Raw genomic sequence first — 14300 nt, 5'->3', positions numbered from 1 at the left:
TTGCTTGTACTATTGAACCGGTTTAACAATTGTTCTGTAAAACTAAGTGCCCATACAATGTTTATCTGCGCTACAGTCGAGCTCTTTCCATAGGCGGAGCTACTGTCAATCGAACAATGAAGCATTCAATTTGTAAACATTCTGCGTATTCTTGCAATGCTTTGCTTTTGTTCGAAAGTATTGTTCTTCACAACTGTATTCGCTCGTGCTGTTCCTTGGGGCCTATAGGGAGTAGGTCATGCCACTGTGACTGCAGAACGTAGCGAACGGAAGAAAATCTTACCTTCTAATCATTCGTGTATTTGGATGTTGCCGGATATCCAAACACAAAAAAATAGCCCCTTAATCAATTACTCGATTAAGGAACCACTTCTTTGATGTTACACTTAACTTGAATGTGTAAAGTTCGTAAGCGTAAGATAGTCCACAGTTGTCCATTTAGGTGACATTAAAAAAGCCCCGCATCAGGTGTTTCTGCTACACGTTATGGTCCGAATGTGACATAAAAAAGATCGTCAATGACAATCTTCTGTTGTTCAATATATAGCTCATATAATGTTGCACATTGTGTAAAAGTTCATGACATATCAAGTAAAACGTATTATTTGTTGACTTATAACAAAACTAGTTATACTCTTCGTCACTTAAAACTAGGACCCTTTCATTTAGAAAGTGTCCTAGTTATTTGATTATTTTAGTGGGATATAGTTGATTGGAGCGGAAAGCGTTCGTCTGAACCGCAAAGCAAAATGGTTTCTATTATAAAGTTTATTGCTCAATTATGAATTTAAATCTTATATTATCTTTCACCAAAATTATCATCAATAAATTTTACTGTATCAAACATATTTGTTTTACTAGCGCCTTTTATTAAAATAGTATCACCAGCTTTAATTAAACCTTCCAGTAAGTGATGTAATTTATCACGGTTCGTAAAATGGTAGTAGTCACTTTCAGGAAACCCTTCTACTATTGCTTGCTCGCCAATTTCTTCAGTGCGAAAACCATACGTAATTAAACAATCTATATCTTGCTCCTGAATGTAATTACCTACTTTTAGGTATTCAGCTTCTCTTAAATCTCCCAACTCCCTCATCTGTCCAATGATCGCTATTTTCCGCCCTTTTCCAATCGAAGTGAGTACATCGATTGCAGCTTTCACACCTTCTGGATGGGAGTGAACAGTATCGTCGATGAGTGTAATATTGTCGCGGCATTTATAGATTGTTAGTCGTCTTGGCGGCTTTCGAAATACCAAACCTAATTTAATTTCAAGTGGAGAAAACCCTAAATGACTTGCCACAGCAATAGCATTTAATGCGTTATATACATGATGTTCTCCTAAAATTGGGACAAACAATGAAATTTCCTGACCTTGAAATTTCATCTTAAAGCTCATGCCGTTTTCTTCATATTTAATCGCATACGCTTGATAATCTGCTTCAGAATGAATCCCAATAGTAATAATCTTTCCTTTAAAACTCTTCATTTCCAAATGCCTTGAATTCTTATCATCTTTATTTATTACTAATATCCCGTTTTGATCCATTCCTTTAATTAATTCGGATTTTGCCCCGGCTACTTTTTTTATGTCTCCATCAAAGTTACCGATATGAGCCATTCCGATATTCGTTACAACGCTAATATTCGGTGTAATAATTTTACAATGTTCCGTAATAACCCCGGGATACGCCATGCCGTATTCCAGTACAACTGCATCATGCGTAGGTTTTATATCTTTAGCATGTTTCTTAGTATGATCCGTCGTATTCCAATAATCTTTTGATTCGAATATTGACCATTTCTTAGAGAGGATGGAAGCTAAAAATGCTTTAGTCGTCGTTTTTCCTGCGCTACCCGTTATCGCGATTATCGGCATCTGTTTTTCTTCAATATGCTTTTTCTTTAAGAGGTTTATTTTCTGCTCAATTATTTCTTGATTATTCGCAAGATACATTGCATACCGAATTGTATGAATCACTACATCTAGTTCTAGATAAAAAGCAGGTGGACAACCGGGTCGCCAATTCACCTCGTAAATCCAAATTTTTAAATTCTCATCAAATCCAATGTCGACACCTATTTCATCAATTAATTCTCCGAACTGGACCATTTGTAGCTCATCTAAATGTTTGGCTAATGCTAAAGAAAAATACTGTAATGTCTTTTCAATATTGAAAGCATCTTCTTTAAATTCCTGCTGTAAAAATGGTTTCAAGTAATTTGTAAACCCGCCACTATTAATATTTGGAATGAAAGATCCTTTTGGCGCAACACGAGGATAGATTGTCGTAATTACCCATTCGCCCTCGCCATTTTTTTGAACATGTAGCCTAAAATCAAATACTTGCCCTGATTTTGTGACCGATTGAATATAAGGTTGAAGGATAAATGTTCCTTTCGATAGCTTCAATTTAAGAAAGTTTCTAAGTTGTTCTGAACTGTAATTACTAATGGCAGAGCCTTCCCTTACTTCAAAGCCTTTTGTTGTTTTTGAAATAAAGTAGATTCCCTTCCCTTTTCTACCGTCAATTGGTTTAAATACTACTTTATTAAACGCACTTATAAACTTCATAAAGTTTTCAGCATTTCTCACAATTTCGGTAGGTATCAAATAACCCGAGAATTCTTTAGCGTCTTTTAATCGCTCATTCACATTCCACTTATTACCGATAGAATTTGTCGTGAATGGTATTTCCTTTTTCAACTTGTTGATAATTTCTATTGATTGGAATAGTTTCTCGGGACTACCTGCGTTGTATATTACATCTGGAAATGGCATGACTCTTTTCACCCATTTTCCTTTTTCATAAACTTGTCCTGTAATGGTTCTGTTGACAAAATTTACTTCTCCTGGAGAAAAGTAAAAAAAACGTGCCCCTTCAGATTTAGCAACAGCTGCATAAGCATAAGATTTTATGACAGTTGTTGGATCTTTCCGGTGATGTAACATGCCTATTAACGTCATAGTATACTCTCCTTTTTTCATTCTCTCTATTACATTCGAGGAACATTCGTTGTATATAGACAAACGTTTAGTTGCGCAATAAAAAATACCCCAGTTGAGTTAATTTTGGGGTATTTCATCTTGTTATTTAACATTTTGGTTCAATTATAGGTAGCTTTCGGCAGACAAATTCTGGTGGAAGCGGAATTATGCCTTGGAAACAATTTATGTTTACGATAATACAAGTTTTTGTTTTTCGAAGGGCGTAAAAGTCATCGCATGGATCAACTGTATTTCCTTCCATATCAACTGCTTCAAGTAGTAATAATTGTGCACACCCACTTTTTTCATCTAATTTTTCCAAACGAAAGTACATTGTGGACATGCAGTCGTGATGTACAATAAATGAATCAATATCAGGTGGTGGGATTAAAGAAAAAGGAATCGTATCTCTCTTTACCTGCCCACATATAAATTGAAAATGAACATTTTTAAATGAAATAATATCTTGTTCTTCCAATAGTCTTTTCATTGCAATTGAAATACATCTATCTTGATTCATTTCGGCTTTTCGCCCTCCTTCCATTTAGTATTTCATTAAAACTACTATAGTCATAATATATGGCCGAGGAGGTTTGTTTGAATGGGTTAATTGGTAAAAGCTTGTTTTAAATTTGTTCTACGTAAAATTTAATTTTATTCGCAGCCTCTACTGCATACGATTTTGCTTCACTGGCAGAATTCCCAGTTGCCATAACATATCCATAACGATGACCCATGGACACTGCTGGCATCACTATTTCTCCGGTGCGGGGTTTGATATAAACCTCTTTGACACCTGGCATTTGTGCTGCGCTAATTTCTCCTGTGACTTTCAATAGATATCCGCATATACCAATTGTAATAAAATGTGTGTATAAAAATTTCTTGTATTTAGGGTTTAATTTAGGCGCTGAACCGAGATAAAGTTGAATTGTTTCTTCTACTAGATTAATTCCCAACGCTTCCTCTAACATATAGTTCATTGCACCACCAGAAATTCGAGGATTTATTTCAACTAACATCCATTCTCCATTTTTATATTTCATTTCCAAATGGCATGCCATATTTGTAGCATTTAAATCTTCTAAAATTGACGTAACCGTATCATAAAGTTTTTCTTGAAATTCCTTGCTAACGTTATGCCGAATTTCATAACCCGTTACGATAAACTTCATTTCTTTCGTTATATGTTGTTTAAAAATCGCAACAATACTAATATTCCCTTCATGGACAATCACCTCTATTAAGTATTGTAGACCTTCTAAATATTCTTCTAGGACAATCTGTTGTTCTGGATAAAGGCTGTTTAGTTTCTTAATCGTTTTTTGCATGTCATTATAATTTTCAATTAAATAAACATCCTTTGATGACTTTGATATTGATGATTTTATGATAATTGGGTATTCAAATTTGTTTGGAAGGGTAATATCTTCAGTTAGGTGATATATATGAAACAAAGGTGTAACTCTATTGTTTTTAAGCGCTATCCTTGTAGCTGCTTTATCTTCCATAATTTTTAAAGCTTCTACAGAAATGTTCGCACCACAAAATTTATTCATTAAATATGCAGCCATTGATACATTTGGATCAACAAAACTTAGTATTGCTTTAACGACTTTTCCAGTTTGTTGTAAGCTAATGATTTCATTTTCTATCAGAAGTTCATTAATAGTTTCTAGCAGAACAATCTGATTTATCATAGTGAAATCGTTTTTCTCCTCTAAAAAGCTCTTTTTTTCAGTAAATAAGACTGTATGAAAACCAAGTCTTTTAGCAGTCTTTATCGCTTCTAGACTCGAACCATGCTTTGTTGTTTCAATAAAACAGATGGTCTCCAATTAATCCCAACTCTCTATATTTTTTATTCCCTAAACAATTCCCGAATAATACCGAAAATAATAAAAGGATACACAATACATCATGATAAATGAGGAGTATTTGCATGTTTAATTCTGTAAAAACAAAGATTATATTAACAGTGACCCTATTATTTATTTTGGGTGTCACGACAATGACCACATTAAGTAGTTTGCAAGTTAAGAAGAAAACAGAGGAAAGTTTGATTAATCAAAGCTCCGTAATCGTTGATGAAATGGGCAGTTCTATTGTCAATTTTTTAGGTCAATATGAAAAAGGCTTATTACAAATGACACATGCGCCTACTATTACAGACTTTGTTACAGAAGATGCCACAACAGATAAGAAAACAGCCGATCAAGCACTTGCTGTTGCAAAAAATGAATTTGGCGATTTTCTAGATGTATACGAAGAAGTCTCTACTATCTATTTCTCGACGAAAGATAATTACTCGGTGTTGGTGCCCCATTTCGAATTGGATGCTAGCTATGATGCTAGAACGCGCCCCTGGTATGAGAATGCGGTTGCCAATCCAGACGCAGCACAAATTACTAGTCCATATATTGATAATGGAACTGGAGAGTTTGTCATCACAATGTCCAAAGCTATACAAAAAAATGGTGAAATCGTTGGTGTAGTCGGAATTGATATTCTTTTGACAACGTTAACGGAGAACATTTCTAAAAGTGAACTCGGTTATGAAGGCTATCCAATTGTTTTAGATCCTGAAGGGGTTGCGGTCGTTCATCCTTCTGAAAACGGTAAAAGTATGATGGAAGAATCTTTTGTTAAAGAAATGTTTGGCGAAGGTAATGGTAAAGGTGCTATAAATTATAATGACGGGGATGACAAAGTTGCGGTTTTTACAACGATTCCTGGAATTAGTTGGAAAATAGGTGCCATATACGACGAAAAAGTGATAAACAAAACAGCCGATGATTTACGTAATTCGATGATATATATTGCTTTAATCACGTTAGCGCTATTCTTTATTGTTCTCTACATCATGATTAGTCGCATGATTAAACCTTTAGCTAAGCTAAAGATACTTATGAGCTCGGTATCAGATGGTGATTTAACGGTGCGTTCTGAAATCAATTCAAAAGATGAAATCGGTGCTTTAGGTGAAAGTTTTAACGGCATGATTGAAAATATGAATTCTATCATTACAGTTGTGAATGGTTCCGCATCTAATGTCCGGATGAGTTCCGAAAGTTTAAGTGCAGTAGCAGAAGAAACGAGTGCTTCAAGTGAAGAGGTAGCGCACGCGGTAAATGAAATTGCACACGGTGCATCTCGTTCTGCGGAAGATGCAGAAATCGTGACAGAACGCGCTAACTTACTAGGTCAACAAATAAACGAAATTACAGTTAAAGCTGGTGTTATGACGGATATCGCGACAAAAGCGGGCGTTATGAATTCTAATGGGCAAGGACAAATGGCTGAGCTTAATACATCATTCTCTACTTGGGAAAAAAATCTTCAAGCGATGGCCCAAGCAATTGGAACGCTGGAGGATAAAGTCGGCGCAATCGGAAGTGTTATGGAAACAATTACCGAAATCTCTGCACAAACAAACTTGCTTGCTTTAAATGCGAGTATTGAAGCAGCGCGTGCTGGTGAACACGGTAAAGGCTTCGCTGTTGTGGCTGATGAGGTTCGTAAATTAGCCGAACAATCCGCACGTGCAACTGAAGAAGTAAAAGAAACTGTTCAGGAGCTACAAACAGAATCGCGACTCGTTACAACGCAAATGCATGAAACGAGAGAAAATTTCCATAACCAAGGCTCGGTCGTACACGACACTGAAGTTACGTTTAATGAAATTTCAACATTGATGGCAGACATGCAAGATTCTATTGACTCAGTCTATGATGAAATCAAAAAAGTTGACGTCCATAAAGACGATGTTTCTGACACCATACAAACAATGGCAGCAACATCAGAAGAAACAGCAGCTGCTTGTGAAGAAGTTAGCGCATCGACTGAAGATCAACTCCGCGCAATCCGTTCTGTATCAGATGCTGCGGAAACGTTAACGGAATTGAGTGAAGAACTAAGTAATGCAGTTAATCGATTTAAAGTTTAAGGAAAGTAAAACGGCAATTCCAGGTTAATGGAATTGCCGTTTTTTTTGTGTAGATTTATATTTTAAATGGAGGTTTTGAATATATCGGGCAAAAAAGTAATTATATCGGCGCTTACTCGTGGTATATCGGCGCATCCCACTGTTATATCAACGCTTAAAGGTGTTATATCGACGTTCCCGACACTTATATCGGCAAATCAGGACCTTCGCCTCACACTTTTAAGCTTTATAAATACAGATGCATTTGTTATCAATCATCATTATAGTAGAAATGTTACCTCGTGCACCCCGAACACATTATACTCTTTTGTATTTATAAATATTTCTATATATTTCACCGTCCTCGAATTTATGGAACATGGCTAGATTTGGCGCATAATTCCCTTCAATTACCCATACTTTTCCGTCATGATCAATTCCAATATCGAAACCTATAATGTCAATTTCATTATTTTCTTTTTCAAGTTGCTTAGCAGCACATAAACAGATGTCTTCAATTTGGGCATTCAATTTAGTAAGATTCACCAGTGAGATTGTTGATAGATGGATAGCCTCATCCAAGCTCAGTAGTTTTTGAGCCACATTTGTAACCCAGTACCCCTTTGCAGCAACTTTAACGACTCCCCCTGTTACAATCCATTTGGACTGGTACTTTTGCGTAATCACACGTACATCCATTGGACATCCATCAATCGATGCAAGCTGTATTTTTTTTTGAATAATATAATTTCTGTTTGAAAGGAAATGTTCCAATAAGTACTGATATGTTTCATCAATCGTTAACGAAGGGATTTTTTTATGTCCCAGTTGAATCTCATAAGTAAGCCTATTAGTTGTAGAAATGTGTACAATTCCTTGCCCTTGTTGGCCTACAGACGGCTTAATAAAAACTTCGTTATATAGCGTTAGAAAACGCTTAAGGGACCATTTTGTACATAGTTCAGTTTTCGGTATAAATGGCCGGAGGGTATGTCCTTGCATATAAATTAAATGCTGTGTCCATTTACTATTTCGGTAATGGCGCACTGCATCGACTACTTCTACGTTTCCCAGAGCGTCCCAACAGACATCTATCACGATACACGTACATTGGGTAAAGTTCTTTCCAAATTTACTCGCAGTTTCCACACAAGTTTTTCTAACTTTCTTGTAATGAATAAATCGAAACAAATGATAGAATGTTCTTTCATCTGCATAAGTGATTGAATGTATTTGCCATTTTTCAGTTGCTCTATTTCTAAGAACAGTAACAATACAATTAAAACGTTTATCTAATTTCTCCATTTCATCCTCCCCTAACTAATAGTAAATAGAAAGAAGAACTCCCAGTAAGTTAACTGGAAGTTCTTAGATCGTTGTTTTTACTCACAACCTAACGCAATAATGCTCCCCTGAGGAACAGGAGCCGCACCATTTTGATCAAAGTAATTTGTGATAACAAAACTTTGCACATTATCTACTGTTGCCGGAGCCACTTGGTCTCTAAATACAGCTACGAACGAATACTGTACACCGGCTACAGTTCCCGTACCGGTAACCGTAACTTCACAGTCCTGACCAATCTTATTACATACTACTGATGTAATCTCATTGGCAAGAAACTCGAAACTAAGTACAGCTCCAACTATTTCAGTAACTTCGAATGCTAACGTTAACGTCGACGTGTCAAGTGTAGTAACACAGACATCAGCCGTATAAGTTAAGTCGCCTTTTATCGTACCTATCACACCAGTGAACATGACATTATTATCTGTCGAGACAGCATTGACTAGAACACCACAAGGACAAATTATACCCATTGAATATCCCCCCTTTCTATTGTTAATATTCTATTGTATTAACAACAAAATGAATGTCTCTTGGTGTTTGTCCGCCCCAAGATACAATTACTTTTAATAGACGGGATATTCCTCTGGCATTTAGTAGGATGAATCGTTTTATAAAAACAGTATAATTTGTCTTAATATATGGAGCGAACACTAGCGTTGCATGAATTATAATTAAACCGATTCATAACAAAATATGTAATTCAACAATAATTAAAAAGTACTCTTCCTGAATTTATATCGGGCATAAAAGTGATTATATCGGCGCTTACTGGTGGTATATCGGCCCATTCCAATGTTATATCGACGCTTAAAGCTGTTATATCGACGCTCCCAACACTTATATCGGCAAACCAGGACCTTTGCCTCAACCCAAAATACTTCACAATTACTTATTTTCACGCAATATTATTAGCCATAAAAAAATCGTTTGGACGACTTGTCCAAACGACTTTTTCATTATTTAGTTTCCAACTTGCCACGGACGTTTATTCGCAACTGGCCTTTTTCTTTTCGTATTAGGCCCTAAATCTGCGCGACTCATTTTCTGCGGCTCCATTCCTTTTTCAATACGCGAACTAACCGCTCTTGAAAGTGTATAAACGTTCGGAGCAAAAAATACCCGATTAGATTCTAATTTACAAGTTGGACATTCAGCATTCTCTTTGTTGGCAGCCATCGTTTTGAAAAACAACGTGAACTCGCCGCATTCTTGACAACAAAATGTATAGCTCGGCAAAACTAGCCCCCCTTATTTGTTTATTTTGGTCTAATGTCTTTATCGAATATTTGGGTAGGAATGGCTATGGTACAACATGCATTTGGAATATCTACAATCCCATTAATTCTACTTTCAACAGGTGCTGTACTCAGCAACATATAGGCTTGTTCACCCGTGTAACCAAGTGTTTTCAAGTACTCAATCGCATTCAAGCAAGCTCTACGGAACGCCAAGTTTGCATCAAGATAAGTTTGTTTTCCATCCCTATCATCTACAGATACCCCTTGAAAAACGAGGAAGTCATTGTAATTTGGATCCATAGGTCCATGTTGAAACACAGGATTTTCCTTGATTTGATATTTTTCCATTCCGCCTTTAATGACATCTACTTTAAGATCAATCCATCCGGACATTTCTATACCACCACAGAAAGTGATTTCCCCATCCCCTTGCGAGAAATGAAGATCCCCTACCGATAACTTTCCGCCTTTAACGAATACCGGAAAAAAGATTTTAGAACCTTTTGAAAGGTTTTTAATGTCACAGTTTCCGCCATTCTCTCTTGGTGGAACCGTTCTAGCCCCTTCTTTAGCAACTCTATCAAACTCTGCACCTTTTAACGAACCAAGTACAGCACTCTCCGCAGTAGGTGGATTAGCAAGAGGAGGTACACGATTCGGGTCAGTATCTATTAAGGCTTGTTCTCTTTTGTTCCACTTTTGTAAAAGCTCGATAGAAGGTGCCACGCCAATTAATCCTGGGTGCATAATGCCTGCAAATTTTACGCCAGGTACATGTCTTGAAGTCGTATAAATACCTTCAAAATCCCAAATTGATTTATGTGCTTCGGGAAACTGATCAACTAAAAAGTTTCCACCATTTTCTTTCGCAAAAATCCCGTTAAAACCCCATTCAGATTCTTGATGTGTGCCAATATCTAATATATCAACGACTAGTAAATCTCCAGGCTCTACCCCGTTCACATGAACAGGCCCACTTAATACATGTACACGTTCTAAATTCGCATTTTTTATATCATCTGCACTATCATCATTTTTAATTTGTCCATCTGTCCATTCCTTACAATCCATCCTAAACGAGGTTCCTGGATCTACCGCAAATATCGCCGGAATATCTGGATGCCAACGATTGTGACCTGGTACTGCTTGTTCTTCCATAGTCTTACTTAAATCAAGTTTAAACATAGTCTTTGCCATTTCAACTATTCCCCCAATTCATAATAAGTAATACATGCATCTTCACCTTATCCAACATTTACCAATAAGTCAAACTGTTTCAATAATTTAGATACTTATACTTATTCGGAATAAAATTATATTATTTTGTAGTCTTTAATGCTTATTATGAATTAATTAAAAACTAAAAATCCTCTATTCAAATCAGCACAATTTAATAAGAGTCTTTAATAACAGTTTGATTTATTATGAGTGAAAAGTATGGAATTTGTAGTTTTTTGCATAGCTTTATAATTGACTCATTTATTTCGATAAGAAAATGAAAAATCCCCTAACCGATGAATATTCGATTAGAGGACACGCTTCTGTTCACCTATTCTAATAAGTTTTACGCTGCCTAGAGATTTATTCACAGCCCTTTGTAATTCGTTACATAAACTTTGATAACTACTTTACTTACTTGCTTTTAAATGCATTCATTAGACTGGTTGACTGTGCATTCGTAAGACTGATGGCAATTTCCATCGCTGCAAACTTTTAGCATGGCTATATTCCCTTACTCTAATTCTATATTCAGCCTTATAAAGTCAAATAATAACGGTACATTTGTCAGTCGATGTAATGATTCCGTATTTTGAAATATTTGAGTCCATGTTTCTGTATACGCATGATTAATATCATTTCCACTCGTTATATTCATATATCGCGTTAAAAACTCTTCAATTGGTACTTCTAAGTTTTCAATAAATTCATCAACATCTAATACTTTTGTAGTTTGTGCTGGATTTTGCTCATCAAAAAGTACATGTTCTAAATTTCTAGAGAAGTAGTACATCCTATACATCGTATGACTAGGGAAAATCGTTTCTAGCGTATTCATCATGCTGATATTTTGACTTCTTTGCTTATTTCTTTCAATTATACGATCCTTTTGGAGCTCACTTGTCACACTTATATTTTCCAGATGATACATGGTCATCTTTTCCTGATCCTTATCAATCGTTATATTATTATCCCCAATGAGACAACCATCAGTATCAATAATATGTAAAACCGCCAAAATATCGCTTGTTTTAAGTTTATTTTTCGCTAGAAACTCTTTAACGGTATCGCCGATAACTCCTTTAATTGATTTCTTTCTTCCAATCTCATATAGAATGTCTCCACCGTAAATTCTAAAACGAATGCCGTGGTGCTTGAAGAGATTCCGTAAACGATCAAACAATAAACTTTCCTCACTATTACCCTCAACAATTAATAAAATGACTTTTTTCTCATGTTTTGTCATTTGAAATTCCTGCTTTTCTAAATGATCTTTTAATATCATATAGGTCGGTATCGGCATAGATTCCTTCACTTTGACCGCCTAATTGCACTGCCCTCAAATAAATATCACGCGCATTACTAAACTTTTTGACACCTTTTAATTGGAGATAACGCTCATTTTCATTAAGTGTTGTAAACCATAAGTTACGAATCGGAAGAACTTCCAATATTCGTAAGTTATGTGAAGTGAAAATTAGTTGTCCTTTACTATTATCGCTTAACACTTCCAATATCTCACCAAGTAAATATTCAAAAATTCCAGCATCTAGCTCATCAATAACTACACAAGCATTTGGATTATTATATACAGCAATTAATGTGCCTAAAATGGAGATGATTTTCAGGATACCATCGGATTCACTTCTTAAAGGAAGCTCAACATCACCTTTTTTAGATAAGAACTCAAAATGGACTCCTTCGCTCCCATCCATTAATTTTTGAAAGTTTATTTGCCTTACTTTTATTTGCAGGTTGGGAATAATCGTCCGCAAAACAATATTCGTTTGTTTAATGACCTGCTCAATCGTTTGGTACATATCTGTCGGTAGAACCATCGTATCCTTCATTTCATATGGAATATGCCCACGCTTGTTTTCAAAATGGATACTAAATGGCATAATGATATTTGCAATGAGTAATCCATATTGAACAGTGTCAATTACATGTAAATCTCGATAAAAATCATTCGATAAATTTTTCAAGATTTCAAGTTCAATCTCATTCAAATAAATATCATAAGCTTCCATTAATTCTTCCCTGAACACAAATGAAGTTGAGTTTCCAATCGACATTTTGTTTGCAACCTTTATAGAAACTCTTATCGTCTCATTCATTTCATCCGCGGGTTTAGTTCTAATTGATATTTCATTTTGATCCTTTGATACAAGTTCTTTATAACGCTTGCTCTTCACGTTTTCTCTATAGGATATTTCTTCCTTAATCACTTGCAATTGTTTTTTCCCCGCAACTAATGAAACTTCATAGTTAACAAAGTATTCACCAAAGCGATTACGTACAATAAATTGAAAAGCCAATCGCATTATTTTCTCATTAAAGTAAATTAAGTTATCAGTGACCGGTGGTAATGGCCCACTATCATCAGCTGATAGTAAAACTTTTAATATGGAGAAAGCATCAACAACAGCAGTTTTACCAGATCCATTTTGTCCATAAAATCCAACAACATCTGCTTGATCAAAATGATTGAAACTCGAAATTGTATTAAACTTTCCCTTTTTCACATTTTTCAAATGATTAATTTCTACATTTGTAACCCTAATTATACTTTCCATAGTCTTCCCCCATATCGTGGCTCTTAATGACAGTATAACATAGCTTATTAACTGATAATTAATTTTGGTAAGTAATTTACCTTTTTTAACTTTAATAATAAATAATATTTACTCTATCTATAACTATTAACATAAATTTATTGATTTAATCATTTACAATTGTTCGAGTAACAATTATAACGACTACAAAAGTTCCTATTGTAACAAATTCAGTTGTTCTTTCAATTAGCATATGTAAGTCATCTTTCTTCTTATATCTAGCAACTACTTCTTTATTAGCGCATAATACAATGAGTGATATTGATAGTTCAACTGTGGATCAATTAGTCGGCATTGGTACACTGACAGTTAAATTCAAGGCCTATTTCCAACAGGCCATTAAAGTTTCAATGTTATTCCTCTACAATCCAGCTGCCTCACGCCCCATTTTCAAAAAAGCATAATAGGCGACATCATCACTATACATCGCTTCAATCTATCCAACTCACTCGTCAGCGCTACAAGTATATGATCCTTAGCTTCTTTTCCTTGTTCCAATTGGAGTGGATGCCTGCGCATTAAACTTTCACGTTAGTTCAAACAAACATGAATAACTATACAATCATATTTTTCTCTTGCACGCCAATCGAAATAAATCAGACAGGTAAAATGCATATAAACACGGCTACAAAATTAATTCATACCAAAGTTTTGCACTTTTCAAAAGTTTATAATAGCCGCATTTTTTCTTCCTCTATTAATAAATCCCTACCTTTAGCAACTGTTTCAACGTCCATATTCCCCTCTAATAAATTGCGTGCAGTTTCTTCTCTGCCGTCTCTTAATCCTTCATCTTGCGACGCATCTAGTCTCATTTCTTGTTCGAAGAGGAATTTTTCTCTCTTGTATCCAAGCTCGCGCATCATTTCGTCTTAACTAATATTTTAGTATCGTGCACATGCAACTAAATTTAATCAAAATATAATTCTTTGACTCAATAAAGTAAGTGCGTTCTAATTAAGTCA

At 35.4% G+C, this 14300-nt stretch carries 11 protein-coding genes; 1 reads left to right on the top strand and 10 read right to left on the bottom strand.

Going from position 1 to position 14300, the window contains the following annotated elements; translation table 11 throughout:
• Positions 1-799: 799 nt before the first annotated feature.
• The 3 genes from AC3RV6_RS03540 to AC3RV6_RS03530 all read right to left on the bottom strand — a co-directional run bounded on the left by AC3RV6_RS03540 (position 800) and on the right by AC3RV6_RS03530 (position 4827).
• Positions 800-2968, bottom strand: coding sequence for a YheC/YheD family protein (locus AC3RV6_RS03540; protein WP_489748085.1), 2169 nt, complete (start codon positions 2966-2968; stop codon positions 800-802).
• A gap of 127 nt (positions 2969-3095) precedes the next feature.
• Entirely contained in the window at positions 3096-3509 is a 414-nt protein-coding gene (locus AC3RV6_RS03535) for a CotY/CotZ family spore coat protein (RefSeq protein ID WP_489748084.1), read from the bottom strand.
• Positions 3510-3615: 106 nt separating this feature from the next.
• Positions 3616-4827, bottom strand: a complete 1212-nt coding sequence (locus AC3RV6_RS03530; protein WP_489748083.1) for an ATP-grasp domain-containing protein — start codon at positions 4825-4827, stop codon at positions 3616-3618.
• A gap of 104 nt (positions 4828-4931) precedes the next feature.
• On the opposite strand from AC3RV6_RS03530, the gene AC3RV6_RS03525 reads away from it, so the two are divergent.
• On the top strand, positions 4932-6935 hold the full coding sequence (locus tag AC3RV6_RS03525) for a methyl-accepting chemotaxis protein (protein ID WP_489748082.1): 2004 nt from the start codon (positions 4932-4934) through the stop codon (positions 6933-6935).
• A gap of 297 nt (positions 6936-7232) precedes the next feature.
• Here AC3RV6_RS03525 and AC3RV6_RS03520 read toward each other — a convergent pair whose 3' ends face one another.
• The 7 genes from AC3RV6_RS03520 to AC3RV6_RS03490 all read right to left on the bottom strand — a co-directional run bounded on the left by AC3RV6_RS03520 (position 7233) and on the right by AC3RV6_RS03490 (position 14201).
• Positions 7233-8219 carry a YheC/YheD family protein gene (locus tag AC3RV6_RS03520; RefSeq protein WP_489748081.1) on the bottom strand — a complete coding sequence of 329 codons (987 nt, stop codon included), beginning with the start codon at positions 8217-8219 and terminating at the stop codon, positions 7233-7235.
• 77 nt (positions 8220-8296) lie between these two features.
• Positions 8297-8734: a hypothetical protein gene (locus AC3RV6_RS03515; protein ID WP_489748080.1), complete on the bottom strand. Its 438-nt coding sequence runs from the start codon at positions 8732-8734 to the stop codon at positions 8297-8299.
• Between the two features lie 490 nt (positions 8735-9224).
• Positions 9225-9500 carry a zinc ribbon domain-containing protein gene (locus AC3RV6_RS03510; protein WP_489748079.1) on the bottom strand — a complete coding sequence of 92 codons (276 nt, stop codon included), beginning with the start codon at positions 9498-9500 and terminating at the stop codon, positions 9225-9227.
• A 20-nt stretch (positions 9501-9520) separates the two neighbouring features.
• Positions 9521-10699: a formamidase gene (gene fmdA / locus AC3RV6_RS03505; protein ID WP_489748078.1), complete on the bottom strand. Its 1179-nt coding sequence runs from the start codon at positions 10697-10699 to the stop codon at positions 9521-9523.
• 535 nt (positions 10700-11234) lie between these two features.
• A complete protein-coding gene (locus tag AC3RV6_RS03500; protein ID WP_489748077.1) occupies positions 11235-11966 on the bottom strand; it encodes a hypothetical protein in 732 nt (243 codons plus the stop codon).
• On the bottom strand, positions 11953-13296 hold the full coding sequence (locus AC3RV6_RS03495; protein WP_489748076.1) for an AAA family ATPase: 1344 nt from the start codon (positions 13294-13296) through the stop codon (positions 11953-11955). Before AC3RV6_RS03495 ends, AC3RV6_RS03500 begins: the two co-directional genes overlap by 14 nt.
• A gap of 707 nt (positions 13297-14003) precedes the next feature.
• Positions 14004-14201, bottom strand: a complete 198-nt coding sequence (locus tag AC3RV6_RS03490) for a hypothetical protein (RefSeq protein WP_489748075.1) — start codon at positions 14199-14201, stop codon at positions 14004-14006.
• Positions 14202-14300 lie beyond the last annotated feature (99 nt).

This window comes from Sporosarcina sp. So3-204 (assembly GCF_058068165.1).
This window is presented reverse-complemented; position numbering and strand designations above follow the sequence as displayed.